This window comes from Psychromonas sp. psych-6C06 (assembly GCF_002835465.1).
GTDB lineage: Bacteria > Pseudomonadota > Gammaproteobacteria > Enterobacterales > Psychromonadaceae > Psychromonas.
Window position 1 is genome coordinate 187326 of the sequence record NZ_PIZM01000009.1, and the last position, 17073, is coordinate 204398.

A 17073-nucleotide genomic window follows, 5' to 3' on the forward strand; every position below is an offset into this window, starting at 1 on the left:
GTTACTCAAAAGTACGTTGCTTTTTAGTCTTAACCGTTGCGATATATGCATGCCAGCTAGCAAAACTCAGCATTGGCATAATTGCAACAAAAGCGATACCTGAAGTTAAAAAGCCAATTGCAACACTAGCGATAATAATAGCCCCCCAAATACACATTACGAGAAGATTATTTTTTACAGCATTTGCTGAGGTAAATATCGCTGTCATAATATCAACTCGGCGTTCCATAATAATTTGTGGTGTAAATGCAGAAATAACAAGTACAGTCATCGACAAAACACCACCAATTAAAGAGCCAACCCCTAAGAACACAGCCATGTCCATTAATGACGCATTAGCAGCGGTAGGAAAAAGTACAAATACCAGGCTCGCCAATCGTACCCAAGCAATCATAATCAATAATAGAATAACAGCAAACGCCCAAAGACTAATTTGATTTCGCAACAGGGCTTTTACACTGTGGTTGAAGGATGGTTTATGCCCTTTTTCAATCTCCCAAGCAACGTCATAGAGTGCAGAAGCAAACACAGGGCCAATTAATGTAAAGGCAACAACCATTGGAATAATAAACATTGGGCTAGCTTCTGCTGAAAGTAACTGCAATGCTGCATAGGGAATAATGCTAAATAGTATCCCGTACCCAATGCTAATGAATGGGCTACTTAAAAAATCTTTTATGGCTAACGATAACCAGTGAAATGGAGCCGCCACTTTCAACTTGTGGCACGCTATTGTTCTTGCGTATTCTGAGCTTGGGTGCGAAAACGTTTGTGTAGTTGGCATGTTACTCTCCTGAAAATAGCAATGGACGATAAAATGCAATACGTAAGAACTTTTCAAAAAGTTCATTTTTTAATCGACAGTCAGTGAGTTGAAAAATTAATTAATGGATTGAAGCAGAGAAGATACGATATGTAATGATTATATAAGTGCAATCAATTGATGCTCGTTTTCTTAATTTTACCTGTTAAAAATAGCCTGATTGAAAGTGCAAACTCAAATAAACGACTGTCTCAAAAAAGGAAATTGATTCAGCCCGATAAAATTATTGCTTTTCAAACAGGTAGCTAATTTCACCTAGTCTCAGGGAAGCATCAAAACATGACTACTAACTACTATAGGTCCGCTTTAACATACCCTAGGGGCTTTTGATTTTTGCCGTTTAAGTGTTGCATACTGTTTAACTAAAAAATAGCGTAAGCGCAAAGCATGCTGGGCAAGATTTACTGAACAATTTTAACGTTTTCGCCTATTGATATGGCATAAGCACACGGTCTTGGCTGGTTATATATTTCTCTTTGAGCTTTTTATATTTTAAACTGGCTGATGGTTGCATTTAACTCTTTGGTTAACAACTCTACCGCTTGATTACATTTTTCAACCGTATGGTAACCCTGCTGCATATCATTATAACCATCTTGAATGTTTACCATATTCCGTGTTATTTCTTCTGTAACGCTGGTTTGCTCTTCTGATGCGGTAGCCACTTGTTCATTAATTAGATTAATCTGTTGAATAAATGCGTTTATGTGAGAAATGTTTTCGCCAGTATGCCTTGCGTCTTCCACACTTTGTTCAACGACTTTAATACCATTACTCATTGCTTGTTGTGCTGCTGTAGAGCTTGCTTGTAGCTCACAGATCATGGTTTCTATCTCAGTAGTAGAATCTTTTGTCTGAAGCGCTAAGCTACGAACTTCATCTGCTACAACAGCAAACCCTCGGCCTGAGTCACCTGCGCGTGCCGCTTCAATGGCTGCGTTGAGTGCTAATAAATTGGTTTTTTCAGATATTTCTTTAATCACATTAAGAAATTTTCCAATGTTCATCGCCGCGTTATTTAACTTCTCAATAACAGCGGATGCGCTATTGAGTTCGTGTGATAGGTGGTTGATATGCATAATTGTTTCTTCGACTTCATCATTACCATGTTTACTCTCGCTGCTTGCACTGGCTGTTTCTTGAGCAGCTTGAATGGCATTACGTGCAATTTCTGCTGCAGTGCTATTCATTTCTGTTGTTGCGGTAACGACCTGAGTAACTTGATCTGAGCCATTATTAATCGTACTTGAGATGAGTAAATTATGTTCAATATTTTCATCTAGATTGTTTTTCAGTTGCTCCGTGGTATTTTGTATTGTTCGTACTAAAGTTTGTAAATGACAAAGTAACTGATTAATTGTGCTACTTATCGTTCCAAGTTCATCCCCGCTATCGACTTCAATGCGAACTGTTAAATCATTACTATTGGATATGATGTTTAGCTTAGTGGTTATCTCTTCAATGCCTTTATCAAGCTGTGAGCCGATATAAAAGGTGAGCAGTAACACAACAAAAAGTGTGATTAAAATGGTTGTAGCCAAACTAATTAGATTATTTTGATTGTCTGAAATGAGTTGTTCGTTGTCGTTGTATAATTCTTTTAAAAGTTGCACTTCAACTGATTTTAAAAGGTTTATTTTTTGCGTGATAGTGGCGAACCAGACGGTAGGATCAACGTTAAAGTTACCTTCTTGCATTTTAGTAAGTGCTATTTTTCTATAATCGTTTACCTCGTCTATAGCCTTGCCTGTAACACTACTATCGTATGTTTTGACCTGTATTCCATTCGCATGAGCTTTAAACTTATCATAGTAAGCTTGTTGCTCTGCTAATAGTCGTATGAATTTTTCGAGTAACGCAGGCGTAAACTTATCATTGGCGAATACATTGCTCATGATAGCCCGTTCAATACCCGCCCGTTCTTTATATTGAAGGAAGCTACCAATTGCAGTCGCTGAAATAGCCAATGATGCATTTTTATTATTGTTGGCAGCATTGTCCATTATAGATAATAAAAGTGCATTTAAATGGGTATAAAAAGCGACTTCCTCTTTGACTGTTACAGTGAAGTTATCAACACGATTACGCATTTCAGGGATTTTATTTAATTCGATGTCTATTTGTGAAAAGAGATTTTCAAGTTGGGGTGGAAGTTGAGCGCTCTGTCTAAACTGTCGCAGTGTATTTTGTTTTTGGTCGCTTTCTGTGCGTTGTTGCTTAAGAATATCTTGAAACTTTTTACCTTTCGAGCCTAAGAAACCGGCTGAAGCACCACGCTCTTTTTGTAATTCATGAACCAGAAGTGCACTGGCCGAAGCTGACTCTGTGAGAATAAGCATCTCTTCCAGCATTTTTTTATTTTGATAAGTTTGATTGAAATTGTAAGCTGCCAAAGCAACAAAACAGAGTAGAGGAAGTATTGTTAAGCCCATTATTTTTCGATGGATAGATATATTGTTAATAAAAGACAGCATCTGATTTCCTCAATCAATGAATGTCTAATAACTGTAGGGTAGGTCAACTATTTTTCAAGAAAAGATAATTATAAAGGCAAGTGTTTTAAAGAAAGTATGATGCAGACTAATGTAATTAGCCTGCATCATTGATTATGATTATTTATACCTCGTTGTCATTCACTTTTAATAACAATGTCTCATCAAATTCTTTACGCTTTTGATGTGAACTTGCAATAAATGAGTAAATAACCGGCAAAATAAATAGGGTAAATAGGGTACCGATTGATAAGCCTGCTACGATCACAACACCGATCCCAAATCGACTTTCAGCGCCTGCCCCTGTTGCAAATAAAAGAGGAATAAGACCCGCAACCATCGCCGCCGTTGTCATTAAAATTGGACGTAAACGAACGGTTGCTGCGCGTTTTACTGCCTCTATACGATCAACACCGTTATGTAGTTGTTCCTCTTTTGCAACTTCTGCAATCAAAATACCATGCTTGGTGATTAGTCCAACGAGTGTGATCAACCCCACCTGAGTATAGATATTCATTGTTGCGGCCCCCCATGCGAGAGCAACCAAGGCTCCACTGATCGCTAATGGCACCGTCATTAGAATAACTAACGGATCGCGGATACTTTCAAACTGACTTGCTAGTACTAAGAAAATAATCAGTACTGCGAGTAAGAAGGTCATATAAAGTGCGCTGCCTTCAGTCACAAATTGACGTGCCTCACCTAAGTAATCGTGACGATAACCTTGAGGTAATTTAGTCGTGGATAACTCTTCAAAGAAGCTAATCGCATCACCCATTGCAAAGCCTGGGGCTAATACAGCGCCAATTGTTGCGCTATTTAGTTGATTAAAGTGAGGGAGCGAACGAGGCTCAGCCACGACATTAATATCAATGAGTTCGCTTAGTGGCAACATGTCACCATTTTTTGCTTTGACAAAAAAGGCGCCTAGCTTATCAGGTGATAAACGGTATTTACGCTCAACTTGTGCGATAACTTCATAGCTTCGGCCATCAAGGTCGATACGGTTTAGATAGCCGTCACTTAATAAAGTACCTAGTGTGATACCGATATCTTGCATCGTAACGCCATAAGCACCAGCTTTATCGCGATCTATACTGATATTCATCGTTGCAGAGTCAAAGGCGAGGTCTAACTCAGAATAAACAAAGTTAGGGTTTGCCTGTGTTGCTGCTAATACATCAGCTGCGATTTCAACTAAGCTTTCAAACGGGTTTGAAGTGGTGATAACAAACTGTACTGGTAAACCACCTGATGAGCCTGGTAATTCAGGCATTTGGAAGGCTGTTGTTGCAACAGGCGCAATGGCATCAAAGTCATTTTTTAGGTTGGTTGACAGCTGTTTAGGATCAATATCACGCTGACTCCATGGTTTCATGATCGCGATACCAAATGCTTGGTTCGCATTAGGAACACCAGACATTGCTAAGCTACTTTGCACTGAAGGTTGTTCTGAAATTCTTGCAGTGACTTCCTTCATGCTGTTTTCGATGTAATCTAAGTTGGCATTAGAAGGTGCCTTAGACATCATCATTAATGCCCCTTTATCTTCCGATGGTGCCAGCTCTGAAGGAATGAACTTAAACAAGAAAGGCAATGAAACAAATACCAAGATAGCAAATAAAATTACTGCAGGGCGACGTACCATTAGCGTATCAAGTAGGCGCGAATAAGTGTTTGTTAAGCCTGTCAGTATTGTATCGACACCTTTTTCAAAGCGATTCGGTTGATGGTTACTTTTCAGCATCACACTACACATCATTGGTGAAAGTGTTAAAGCGACTAGCCCCGATACAAATACTGCTCCCGCGAGTGTTAATGCGAATTCAGTAAATAATGAACCTGTAATACCGCCCATTAATGCAATTGGCGCATAAACAGCTGCTAAGGTGATGGTCATTGAGATAACAGGTACGGCAATCTCGCGTGTTCCAATAATTGCAGCTCTGAAGGGAGGTTCACCGGCTTTAATATGTCGATCCACATTCTCTACAACAACAATTGCATCATCAACAACCAGCCCGATTGCTAATACCATTGCTAAGAGAGTCATTAAATTGATGGTAAAACCAAACATCTGCATTACCACTAAAACACCAATTAGTGACAGTGGTATCGTGATGATCGGAATAACAACTGCTCGCCATGAACCTAAGAAAAGGATCATAACAACTAATACAATGAGACCTGCTTCACCAATTGTTTTAATTACCTCAGCGATAGACTCTTCAATGGCAATCGTTGAATCATAAAGTACATCCATCTTAATAGAGCTTGGATTGTTCTTTTGTAGATCCGGTAACATTTCACGTACGCCGGCAGTAATATCAAGAGGGTTTGCTGTGGGAGCTGCATCAATCGCAACCACAACAGCATCATTACCATTTGCCATCGCACGGTAAATATCATGACTTTTTTCCAAGGAAACCTTGGCGATATCCTGTAGACGAATTGTTTTACCATCTTCACGAGTTGCAACAATAAGGTTCTCTAACTCGTCAGCGGTCGAAACTTGTGTTTCTGTATTACCGTTAAAGAGTGTGTAATAGCCATTTGCTTGACCCGTTGCAGACTGAATATTGTTTGCCTGAAGTATTTGTACAACGTCCGTTGTGGTTAAGTTAAAGCCAGCCATGCGTTCAGGATCAAGCCAGATTCGCATTGCAAAAGCGGTACCGCCGTACAGGTTAACTTTTGCTACCCCGTTAATACTAAATAATTGTGGCTTGATAACTCGCTCAAGGTAGTCAGTGATCTGACTTGAATTAAGCTCTTCACTTGAGAATGAAATGTAAATAACAGATGTTGATGAGCCCGTACTCAAGTCTATTGTAGGGTCTTCTGCTTCACTTGGTAGCTGAGAGCGAACACTATTTACCTTCGCTAATATATCGGCAACCGCCCCATTGGGGTCTGTGTTTAGCTTCATATAAACTGTGATGCTAGATACACCCATATAACTCTGTGAAGTCATAAAGTCGATATTGTCGGCCTGCGCAATTGCTTGCTCAATCGGTTGCGTGATAAAGCCTTGAATTAGATCTGCGTTAGCACCGTAATAGCTGGTACTAACTGTGATTACGGTGTTAGTCATATTAGGGTATTCACGTACTTGCATCTTGCCAAGTGCTTGTAACCCTAACAGTACGATTAATAAGCTCAGTGATATTGCTAGTACTGGGCGTTTTATAAATGTATCTGTAAATTTCATGATCAGCCCTACAGTGCTGGAATTTCAGCTGGTTTATTAAGAATATCAGACTCTACAATTGTCACACGCGCGCCATTGCTTAAGCGTACTTGGCCACTAGTCACAATGGTATCGCCATCGTTAAGTCCTGATAAAATGTGTACTTCACCATCAATGCTTTCGCCAAGCTTTACAATCTTTTGGTCGACTTGTTTAAAGGTGTCGCCTGATTCTGAAGTTTGATCGCTAATAACGTAAACTGTTTCACCATATAGCGTATAGTTGATCGCTGTTTCTGGTACCGTAATCTGTTTTTCAATCGTTGGTAAAACAATATTAGCCTTAGCAAACATCCCCGAACGTAGTTTATGATCTTGATTTGGAATATCTGCTTGAACTTGAATGACACCACTTTGGTAATTGACCGCGGGTTCGATAGCTGAAATGGTACCTTCAAAGGTATTATCTGCTTGTGCATCTACAAAGATTTTCATTTTTTGCCCAATATAAATCTTATTGAGATCGTTTTGTGGAATAGTAAAACGCAGTTGCATACGGCTGATGTCTTCTAAGCGAACAATGTCGGTGCCATCTTTGAGGTATTCACCCATGAATACATTACGTAATCCGGCGATACCATCAAAAGGAGCGCGGATAATACGGCGACTAATCGTTGCTTGGTAGCTTTCGATTTGCCCTTGTAGAGCAAGTAAATCTGCTTCTGCACTATCTACTTGTCCCTGTGAGACTGAGCCTTTCTTAAACAATGAAACCATACGTTTGTAGTTACGTTCAACCGATGGTAAGCGTCCTTGAGAGGCTTTTAAGTTTGCTTCTTCAACTTCAGAGTCTAGATAAATAAGTGCATCACCCGATTTAAGTTGCTGACCTGAAACAAAATTAATTTTAACTACTTTACCAGATACTTCATTCGTAATTGTTACGCCTTGATTAGGTTCAATAAAACCGATTGCACGAAGGTGAGGCGTCCAATCATGCAAAGATATATCTTTACCGGTTACTGGAAATTCAGGTATTGGTCGATTGGCCAGATATTCTTTGATTTTTTGTGCTTTGAACATATTAAATCCAATAACACTACCAAAAACTAGTACGGCTAATACGATTGCAGAAGCGATCCATTTTTTCATTGTCTTACCTTAATAATTAATGTGTTGTTAAATAACATTGTTATGTTGCTTTTGAATAATATTCCATGATGCATCACGTACCTGCACCAATATTTTTTGATCTATCTGTAAACGCTCTCGTAGTACTTTTTTTGCTAAGCTGATTGAGCTATCAAAACTAAGGGCAACCAGTGCAGGGAGTGGCCAATTATGAAAACGTTTGTCATCTATCCCTTTTTGATAAAATTCGATTAAGCGGTAAAAAGCCTCATCTTCGAAAAGTGTCGTTGTTGTTCTGTTAATGTGGGGGATGCAAAAGAGCATTTCTATCACGGTTAATCGTTGTGGATTGGTTAAGACAGCATTAAATGCATTCTCCCAAAGTAAGTCATACTTTTGTTTTTCATCAAGCGAATTTGACCAACCATTAAAAATGGTTTTTGACGCCTCTAGATTAATAAACTTATGTAATTCAAGCATTAACTCTTCTTTACTATCAAAGTAACGGTAAATAGTGCCTGCCGCAATGCCTGCTGTATCAGCTAACACTTTCATAGATAGACCGTAAAAACCACGTTCTGCAAGTATTTCTTCTGCAGCTTCTAAAATCTTGATGTGCTTTGGCATCATTTCCTCAGAATAGTGAATGAACGTTCATTATCGTTATTTAAAAGATTAATGCAATCGAAATTATAGCTATAATCTCAATTTGGCTATGTTAAAATTCATATATTTTTCATTTATTGGATAAGTTATGACAATTTTAGTGACAGGCGGTGCCGGTTATATCGGTTCACATACAGTATTAGAGTTATTAACTTCAGGGCAACAAGTCGTGATTGTTGATAACTTATGTAATTCATCAAAAACATCTATTGCGCGTGTAGAAAAGATAACAGGTCAATCGTGTGTTTTTTATGAAGGTGATATTTTAGATAAAGCTTTTTTAGATGATGTTTTCAGTAAGCATGAAATTCAATCTGTCGTTCATTTTGCTGGATTAAAGGCGGTAGGTGAATCTGTTGTTAAGCCGATATTGTATTACCAAAATAATGTACAGGGCACTTTAACGTTATTAGATGCGATGGCTGATGCAGGCGTCTTTAATTTAGTATTTAGTTCATCGGCAACGGTTTATGGTGATCCGGCAAGTTTACCTATTCGTGAAAACTTTCCTGTCGGTGGTACAACCAACCCTTATGGCACTTCTAAGTTGATGGTCGAGATGGTGCTTCAAGATGTTGCTAAATCAGATCCACGCTGGTCATTTGTAATTTTACGCTACTTTAACCCTGTTGGAGCGCATATATCTGGCCTTATTGGGGAAGATCCAAATGGTATTCCTAATAATTTATTACCTTATATATCACAAGTAGCTGTTGGTAAGCTTAAGGCATTAGCGGTATTTGGTGATGATTATGAGACTACAGATGGTACTGGTGTTCGTGACTATATCCATGTAGTCGATCTTGCACTTGGGCACTTAAGAGCGCTAGATAAAATAAACACAACAACGGGCGTGAATATTTATAATCTTGGTACGGGCAATGGTTACTCTGTATTGGAGATGGTAAGTGCTTTTGAAGTCGCTAGCGGTAAGAAGATTGCTTATAACATTTCACCAAGACGTGAAGGTGATATTGCAGCTTGTTATGCTGCTCCTGAGAAAGCATTAGCAGAACTAAGCTGGCAAGCAGAGCGAGGCTTGGATGAAATGATGCAAGATACGTGGCGCTGGCAATCTGAGAATCCAAATGGTTATGCGGAATAACCACAAAGCTAAAGACTAAAAAGCATTTAGCTTTTTATACCAATTTCGCTAATATAGTGATTAAGTATTACGCAGGAAAAAGGAGTTAGTTCAAGGCGAAAATTGATGCAAATGGTTGTTCCCTTTGCGAAATTTTTAACGCTGAAATAGCTTCTTTTAACCAGTAAGATTGATCAGTTATTTAGTGGATTTGGTATTAGTCTTTATGTGCCTTTTTTAATAACATATCGGTAGGGAAGTTGCTCAATGTGACTCTCTAATAGCTGATGATCCATAAAGCGACAGAAGCTAGGTATATCACGTGTTGTTGCAGGATCATCGGCAATCACCTCTAATTGCTCACCAGGTTGCATCTTTCTCACTGTTTTTCGAATCATCATCACAGGCTCTGGACAACGAAGGCCAAGTGTATCAAGTGTTTTGAAATTGTCATTGGACATTAAAATTACTCTGTAATAAAGGCTGGTTTTTTAAGTCTAAAAAACTCTAAAAAGGTTAATAAAATATTACTAAGCTTAACTTTGTGATCTAAATCATATTCTAAGGTGGGCTTATGTTTCAAGTTAATCATCGTATTTATATTTATTTAGCTATTTTAATCAGTACTACTTTGATCCCTATTTTTCCCTTTGTATATATTCAGCCAAGTGCTTGGCCGATGGCGATGTTAATGGCATCGGTGGCACTCTGGATTGAGATTAATGATCGCACTCCCCCTAAGTAATACTTGGTTAAATACTAAGGCTCATTCAAACCAGTGCGGGAAGTTTTCTTTTAATAAAGGGATATAAGCACGTGCAATTGGTAAGCGTTCACCATCTAATTCTATCTCATATTTTATTTTACTGAGCTGTACAATACGTAAAACTTTACGTGGGTTAACTAAGTAAGAACGATGAATTTGTAGCAGGCTTTCATCTTTGAAGTAGAGTTTTATATTTTTAAGGCGCAATGAAAGGTAAATAGTATCTCTGTTATCGCAGACTATACCGCTGTAACCTTTATCTGCTTGAATATATTTTATGTGGTCTTTCTGCGAAGCGATTTCATAAAGCTCTGCTAGTAGTTGTGGTTCTTTTGCAAGTTCACTGATCTGTTTACGCATCATTTGGATCTGTGCAACTAAGCTTTGAAAGTAAGCGACATCCTCATCTTGTAATGGCTCTTTGGTACGAAGCTCAAAACGGTACTGTGCTAGCGAAGAGGGTGATAGCTCTAATACCTCGGACATATCATCGCTTTCTGTTGATGTATGTTGGTGAAGAACATTTTGTCCTTCATAAACGGTGACATTAAGTGATTTATCATCGTTAACAAATAGTTCAAATGCGGCAGCAATAAGCTCTTTTATATCGGTTAACTTTTCTGCTTGTAAACTAAAACTTTGTAAACTCATTAAGCGGTTATGCTCATGATTACTAGTAATAGGCTGTTTTTCTTGTACCTCTTCCTTCTGCTCTGATGGCTCAATTTTTATCGTAGGATCACCATTTTCTTCTACATTAAGTAATAACGCGTTATGGTCTTGTATTTTTTCATTGGTACTCGGTAAGCCAATAAAAAAGATGCCATGGTGGTTGGTACTTTGGAAGGAGATGCTTGAGCCAAGCATACTGGCGCATCGTTTTATCGCTTGTAAAGTCTGCTTTTGATGTACCGTTTCACTGTTGTTATGTTTATGCTCTTTGATCTCAAAACCACTGAGGGCACCTTGCTGTATTGTTTTTATCTGTAGGATAGTATTTTTAGGGTTACGCTGTGCAAGGTAGGAAAGAAGTAAAATGAACAGTTGTTGTAAATAACTTTGATCAACATGCACATTTTTTAGAGGTTGTGATATATCTAAACTAATCGTGATACTTTTTTCTTTTAATTCCGGAAACACAATTTTAATCGCATTTTGAAAAATAGTGAGTGGAGCCAATGCTTCTGGCTTTGGCAAGCTTGAGCTATCCGCTAAGGTTGTTTCATGAAGCAATTGGTGCACTAGCTGGTTGAGCTGATCACTTTGGCATTTTACATTTTCTAGCTTTTGCTCTGTTTCAGGTGTTAGCGGTAATGTTTTTTTATCAATTTGACTAGAAAGTGATTGGATACCTTGAAGTGGTGTTTCAATATGTTGAAGCTGTGAACGCACTTTAATATATTGTGCTTTATCATCTGCATCTTCTTGTTCTTCACTGCGTTGTTTAAAACGCCAATAGATTGTTAGTGCAATACCCATTATAAGGAAGAAGAGGGTAATAAGTACTTTTGCTTTGTGTGTCGTATAAAATGAGTGTAATTGATAGTAGAAGGCTTGTAGTGGATAAAACTGTGCGTATATTTTACTTAATAAAGAGTCAGGCCCTTTTAAATCGTTATGTATTTGACGTAATCCAATACCGCTGTAATGGTTACTTTTAATATAATCAATTTTATGCGCGATTGAATCTTTGTCTTCAAAAGTGATGAAGTGTCCATCAAACTTTTCAGGATTATATAGCCAATGCATCTTCGCATCATTATCCCAATACTTCTGATAGCCTTTTGTTGCCATAAATCCTATTAAGTAGTCTTGTGTGTATAGCCCTGTTCGACCACTATTTGCTGAATCCCAAGTTCCCCATGACACCTTTTTGGCTTTTTGAAACAAACCATTATTTTGATTTTTTACACCATTCCAGCCTGTGGCAAAGGAAGATATATTAAGGATCAGTTTATCGGGTGCTACGTTGTGTTGCTCATATTGCGCTAAAATACTATCAAAGCTACCGACTTCCATTTTCTTTTCAAGTAACTGTTTTTCATGTTCAGAAGACAGTGATAAGGGGGCTAAATGGTTACTGTTTTTTTCCCAATATCCATGAATGTAGTTGGTGGGCACACTGAAATAGTCTAAATAATGCTGTGCTTTATCCATGTCCCAGCTTCCTTGAAATTTAGGCTTTGCTGAGGGGGTGATCATTAAGGTGTAGTGCTGTTTATCCTGCATACTACCGATATCAAGTACTTCTCTTAACTCTTCTAATAGTAAATTTAAATTTTCAGGATCTTCAGATCGACTTGCGCCTTTAATTGGTGCTGGCCAGTCTATTTCAATACCATCCATGCGATATTCACGAATAAACTGCAGTGCTGAAAGTGCAAAGTGGTTTCGTAGTTTAGGTGACGCTGCAATGTCAGAAAAGTATTCGGCACGTCCCCATCCACCGATTGAGATAATAGTTTGCAGGTTTGGGTGTTCCTGCTTTGCTTTATAAAGTTCGCCTAGGCTACCTTGAAAGGGGATTTTCTTAGGGTCATTATCTGGGTAACTATGGTTTATATCGGCGTATTCATCACTGACAACAACATTATATTCCGCATCAATAGCGGCACTTTGGTAAACGATATGTGTTGCTTGTTGAAAGGGAATATCTCGAATGTGGTAATTAGGGCCATAAATTGCCCACTGCTTGTAATAAACAAAAACGTTATCTTGTTGATGGGTGTGTTGATCGGCAAAGACCGATTGTGACAGGATAACACTAAATAGTAGAAATAGGCGAGATAACACGTTGGATCCAAAATGAAGCGACAGATAAGCTTTATTATAGGGGAACTACAAATTAGCTGTAAATGTTTGCCTATGATTGATGCCGTGTTTAGTGAGCTGGGTAGTTTTTAGCTCAGCAGTTAGTCTACTGAGCTAAAAAGAAGTACTTAACCTGTATTACGTAAACCTGCTGCAATACCGGCAATCGTAACCATCAATGCTTGATCGATCACTGGACAAATCTCTTCACCATTTTTACGTGAGCGAGAAAGTAGCTCTGCCTGTAATATGTTTAATGGATCCACATACGGGTTACGTAGTGAAATTGATTCTTTAATCCAAGGCTGTTCTTGCATCAACTTATGATCTGGTATTGTTTCCAACACTGTTTCACGCGTCATGACTAAGTTATCACGTAATCGCTGTCCTAATGGCCATAGCTCCTTCGGCACTAAACGTTCTTCATAAAGCTTGGTGAGATCTTCATCCGCTTTCAAGAACACCATTTCAAACATTTCTAATCGAGTTTGGAAGAAAGGCCAATCACAGTACATCTCTTGTAATAGCTCTTTTTTACCCTCTTCGAGTAATGTTTTCAATGCGGTACCTGCGCCTAACCAAGCTGGTAACATCAAACGGTTTTGACTCCATGCGAAGATCCAAGGGATTGCACGTAAGCTTTCTACGCCACCATTGGGTTTACGCTTTGCAGGTCGGCTGCCTAACGCGAGCTTACCTAATTCTAACTCCGGAGTAACACTGCGGAAGTACGGAACAAAATCTGCTTCTTCACGAATAAAGTAACGGTACTCTTCACAAGATTGCTCTGCAAATTGATCCATTAAATCACGCCATTCTTGTTTAGGCGCTGGTGGTGGTAATAGGTTGGCTTCTAAAATTGCAGCTGTGTAGAGGTTTAGGCTTTGCACGGCAACTTTTGGTAAACCAAATTTAAAGCGGATCATTTCGCCCTGCTCTGTCACACGTAAACCACCTTTTAACGAGCCCGGAGGTTGTGATAATAGCGCTTGATGTGCAGGTGCACCACCTCGACCAATTGTACCACCACGTCCATGGAACAGAACTAATTGGATATCATTCTCATCACTGATTTTTACCAGTGCTTCCTGTGCTTGATACTGTGCCCAGTTAGCAGCCATCACACCGGCATCTTTAGCGGAGTCAGAGTAACCAATCATGACATGCTGTTCACCATTGATGTAACCACGGTACCAATCAACAGCGAATAAGCGTTCCATCACTTCTTTGGCGTTATTCAAATCATCTAATGTTTCGAAAAGTGGTGCAACAGGGATACGGAATGGGCAACCTACCTCTTTTAACAGTAATTGCACTGCTAATACGTCAGAAGCTTCACGTGCCATTGAGATAATATAAATACCTAAAGCTTGTGGATCTGTTTTAGCAACGACTCTACAAGTATCTAATACTTCTTGCACTTCAGCAGATGGTGCCCAGGATGCTGGAATAAGTGGGCGCTTGCTATTTAGCTCTTGTAATAAAAATGCTTGTTTATCGGGCTCACTCCAAGCATTGTAGTCGCCAAGGCCTAAATAGCGTGTTAGTTCTGATAAAGTATCACCATGGCGTTCGCCATCTTGACGGATGTCTAACTTAACTAAGTTAATACCAAAACAAGCAACACGACGAAGAATATCTAAAATTAAACCATCCGCAATCGAGTGCATGCCACAATCTTTTAGTGATTGATAACAAAGTTGTAATGGTGCTTTTAATTGTTCAGTGGTTGTGATTAAGTCACGTGCATCACTTTTTTGATTTTGTAGTACGGCGCTTAATGCTGTTAGTGTTTCTTTTAATTCGCCACGCAGTTTACGTAAAATTACACGGTAAGGCTCATCAACATCACCAACTATTTCGCGTAATGACTCGCTACAGCTCCCCATTGATAATTCTTCAGTAAGCTGTTTAATATCTTGAAGATACAAGCTAACGGCTACCCAGCGACTAGTCAGTAAAACTTCCTGCGTCACTGTTGCTGTTACGAATGGGTTGCCGTCTCGGTCGCCACCCATCCAAGAGGTAAACTTAATTGGAGAAGCATCAAGTGGCAATGTGAGCCCTAATCCACTTTGAAGTTTTTCATCTAATTGACGTACATAAAGTGGCACTGCTTCCCATAGGCTATTTTCAATAACCGCAAAACCCCATTTTGCTTCATCAACAGGAGTTGGGCGATTTTTACGAATGTCGTTGGTATGCCATGCTTGGGTAATTAGTTGTTCAAGACGATTGAGTAACTGATCCCGCTCTTTATCTGAAATGTCAGAAAGCTCTAATAGGCTTAAGCATTCGTTAATCGCAGTATGCTTATGAATTAGTGTGCGTCGAGTGATCTCGGTAGGGTGGGCTGTTAATACCATATCCATCGATAATTCATCGATCACTTTTTGCATGCTTTCTTCAGAGGTCTCTGAATTTTTTAATTTAGCGATTAATTGATCCATCGGATCGGGGCTACAAACGCCACTGTCACAGTGACGTGAAATACCGTGAAACTGCTCAGCAATATTCGCTAGATTTAAAAAATGCGTGAAGGCACGTGCAACGGGTAATAATTCATCATCAGAAAGGTTGGCTAATACATTGATCAATGTTTCTCCATCATCTTCGCTACCTGCGCGAGAAGATTTCGAAAGTTGACGGATCGATTCTATTTTATCTAGAAATTCAGCGCCTAAGTGATCACCAATACTTTTACCTAATAACTGTCCTAATAAACTCACATTACCACGTAAGTTTGCATATTCCTCTGTCATAAATCCTCTCTTCCTGTAATTAAATTACAATATAAAACTGTAATAACACAACTAAATTACCACAAAAGTGGCAACAGTCAATCTTGCACTGTGATTAAACGCTTGCTTTTAACGCAGTTCCTGTAACTAAATTACACAGTAGCGTTGTACTAATTTCTTAATAACCGCCTGTGTAGGTTTCACAAATGATAGGTCTAAATACTCATTAGGTTGGTGTGCCTGTGCAATGTGTCCTGGACCTAAAACAATGGTGTCACAACCTAGTTGTTCGATAAATGGAGCCTCTGTACAGTAGTTTGCGCTTTGTGCCTTATTACCCGTATAAATTTCAGCTTGGGTAATTAAATCGGAATGAGCAGGGCATTGATAGGAAGGAATCGGCTCATGTAAATGATGTATATCAACACTGTTTGGATAGCGCTTTTCGATCTCGCTTAACGATTCTTTTACTGTGATAAATAGCTCGTTTGTACTTATACCAGGAATAGGACGCATATCAATGTGTAAGTCGCAACAGCCACAAATACGATTTGGGCTATCGCCACCATTGATAGCACCAAAGTTTAATGTGGGGTAGGGGACTGCAAAGTGTTCATTGTGGTATTTATCTTTGAATTGTTGTTGTACTTTTTTTAATTCACCAATGACAAGGTGCATGATCTCAATTGCATTTAATCCTTTATCAGGATCTGAACTATGCCCACTGTGACCTGTAATGCGTATTCCTTCCGACATATGCCCTTTATGCATTACAACCGGAACCATTCCTGTTGGCTCACCAATAACAGCATAATCAGGTTTGATCGACTTTTGTTGTGCAATAGCTTGCGCCCCTGACATAGTCGTTTCTTCATCTGCGGTAGCTAAAATACGCAATGGTTTATGTAGTTTAGAAAGGTCGGTACTTTTTAATACTTCGATAACAAAAGCAAAAAATCCTTTCATATCAATCGTACCTAGGCCATATAGGCGGTTGTCTTTTTCAATTACTTTGAATGGATCACTTGCCCATGCTCCCTCGTCATAAGGAACGGTATCAGTGTGCCCTGCGAGTAATAACCCTCCATCACCACTGCCATAGGTTGCGATTAAGTTGAATTTTCCTGGAGAGCCTTTGACTTCGGTTATTTCATTGCTAAAGCCGAGCTCTTCTAGCCATGAAGCCAGTTGGTTGATCACCGCTAGGTTACTTTGATCCCATGAGCTATCAGTCGAACTAATTGAGGGGATTGCGATAAGTCCTTTATACAAGTCAATAAACGTTGGCAGTGCCATAGGTATCCCTTTAATGAATAAGCGAAGCTTTAATTTAAACAAAAAAAAGCCTTAAGTAAAAACTTAAGGCTTTT

11 protein-coding genes are annotated in these 17073 nt (G+C 39.0%); 2 read left to right on the forward strand and 9 right to left on the reverse strand.

Going from position 1 to position 17073, the window contains the following annotated elements; translation table 11 throughout:
• Position 1: 1 nt before the first annotated feature.
• From CW745_RS13540 to CW745_RS13560, 5 genes are all read right to left on the reverse strand, one after another.
• Entirely contained in the window at positions 2-784 is a 783-nt protein-coding gene (locus CW745_RS13540) for a DUF2189 domain-containing protein (RefSeq protein ID WP_101109225.1), read from the reverse strand.
• A gap of 524 nt (positions 785-1308) precedes the next feature.
• The gene (locus tag CW745_RS13545; protein WP_101109226.1) at positions 1309-3297 is read right to left on the reverse strand and encodes a nitrate- and nitrite sensing domain-containing protein; all 1989 of its coding nucleotides are present in this window, start codon (positions 3295-3297) and stop codon (positions 1309-1311) included.
• A 142-nt stretch (positions 3298-3439) separates the two neighbouring features.
• On the reverse strand, positions 3440-6526 hold the full coding sequence (locus CW745_RS13550) for a multidrug efflux RND transporter permease subunit (protein ID WP_101109227.1): 3087 nt from the start codon (positions 6524-6526) through the stop codon (positions 3440-3442).
• 8 nt (positions 6527-6534) lie between these two features.
• On the reverse strand, positions 6535-7656 hold the full coding sequence (locus CW745_RS13555) for an efflux RND transporter periplasmic adaptor subunit (RefSeq protein WP_101109228.1): 1122 nt from the start codon (positions 7654-7656) through the stop codon (positions 6535-6537).
• Between the two features lie 27 nt (positions 7657-7683).
• A complete protein-coding gene (locus CW745_RS13560) occupies positions 7684-8265 on the reverse strand; it encodes a TetR/AcrR family transcriptional regulator (RefSeq protein ID WP_101109229.1) in 582 nt (193 codons plus the stop codon).
• Positions 8266-8389: 124 nt separating this feature from the next.
• Here CW745_RS13560 and galE point away from each other — a divergent pair, with 124 nt between their 5' ends.
• Entirely contained in the window at positions 8390-9406 is a 1017-nt protein-coding gene (gene galE, locus CW745_RS13565; RefSeq protein ID WP_101109230.1) for a UDP-glucose 4-epimerase GalE, read from the forward strand.
• A gap of 203 nt (positions 9407-9609) precedes the next feature.
• On the opposite strand, the gene tusA is transcribed toward galE, so the two are convergent.
• Positions 9610-9846 (reverse strand): sulfurtransferase TusA, encoded by a 237-nt coding sequence (gene tusA, locus CW745_RS13570; RefSeq protein ID WP_101109231.1) that lies wholly within the window; start codon positions 9844-9846, stop codon positions 9610-9612.
• A 113-nt stretch (positions 9847-9959) separates the two neighbouring features.
• Between tusA and CW745_RS16695 the strand changes: the two genes are divergently transcribed.
• Positions 9960-10130 carry a hypothetical protein gene (locus tag CW745_RS16695; RefSeq protein ID WP_193755608.1) on the forward strand — a complete coding sequence of 57 codons (171 nt, stop codon included), beginning with the start codon at positions 9960-9962 and terminating at the stop codon, positions 10128-10130.
• Positions 10131-10151: 21 nt separating this feature from the next.
• Here the strand turns inward: CW745_RS16695 and CW745_RS13575 are convergent, their stop codons facing one another.
• The 3 genes from CW745_RS13575 to argE all read right to left on the reverse strand — a co-directional run bounded on the left by CW745_RS13575 (position 10152) and on the right by argE (position 16999).
• Complete coding sequence (locus CW745_RS13575) at positions 10152-12944, reverse strand: glycosyl hydrolase family 18 protein (RefSeq protein ID WP_101109232.1); 2793 nt, start codon at positions 12942-12944, stop codon at positions 10152-10154.
• Between the two features lie 146 nt (positions 12945-13090).
• Entirely contained in the window at positions 13091-15724 is a 2634-nt protein-coding gene (ppc, locus tag CW745_RS13580; protein ID WP_101109233.1) for a phosphoenolpyruvate carboxylase, read from the reverse strand.
• 126 nt (positions 15725-15850) lie between these two features.
• Entirely contained in the window at positions 15851-16999 is a 1149-nt protein-coding gene (argE, locus tag CW745_RS13585; RefSeq protein ID WP_101109234.1) for an acetylornithine deacetylase, read from the reverse strand.
• Positions 17000-17073: the final 74 nt, after the last annotated feature.

What these genes read in the sequence shown, in the direction of transcription:
- CW745_RS13540 (WP_101109225.1), bottom strand. Translation starts at nt 784, where the DNA reads ATGCCAACTACACAAACGTTTTCGCACCCAAGCTCAGAATACGCAAGA.
- tusA (WP_101109231.1), bottom strand. Translation starts at nt 9,846, where the DNA reads ATGTCCAATGACAATTTCAAAACACTTGATACACTTGGCCTTCGTTGT.
- CW745_RS13545 (WP_101109226.1), bottom strand. Translation starts at nt 3,297, where the DNA reads ATGCTGTCTTTTATTAACAATATATCTATCCATCGAAAAATAATGGGC.
- CW745_RS13550 (WP_101109227.1), bottom strand. Translation starts at nt 6,526, where the DNA reads ATGAAATTTACAGATACATTTATAAAACGCCCAGTACTAGCAATATCA.
- galE (WP_101109230.1), top strand. Translation starts at nt 8,390, where the DNA reads ATGACAATTTTAGTGACAGGCGGTGCCGGTTATATCGGTTCACATACA.
- CW745_RS13560 (WP_101109229.1), bottom strand. Translation starts at nt 8,265, where the DNA reads ATGATGCCAAAGCACATCAAGATTTTAGAAGCTGCAGAAGAAATACTT.
- argE (WP_101109234.1), bottom strand. Translation starts at nt 16,999, where the DNA reads ATGGCACTGCCAACGTTTATTGACTTGTATAAAGGACTTATCGCAATC.
- CW745_RS16695 (WP_193755608.1), top strand. Translation starts at nt 9,960, where the DNA reads ATGTTTCAAGTTAATCATCGTATTTATATTTATTTAGCTATTTTAATC.
- ppc (WP_101109233.1), bottom strand. Translation starts at nt 15,724, where the DNA reads ATGACAGAGGAATATGCAAACTTACGTGGTAATGTGAGTTTATTAGGA.
- CW745_RS13555 (WP_101109228.1), bottom strand. Translation starts at nt 7,656, where the DNA reads ATGAAAAAATGGATCGCTTCTGCAATCGTATTAGCCGTACTAGTTTTT.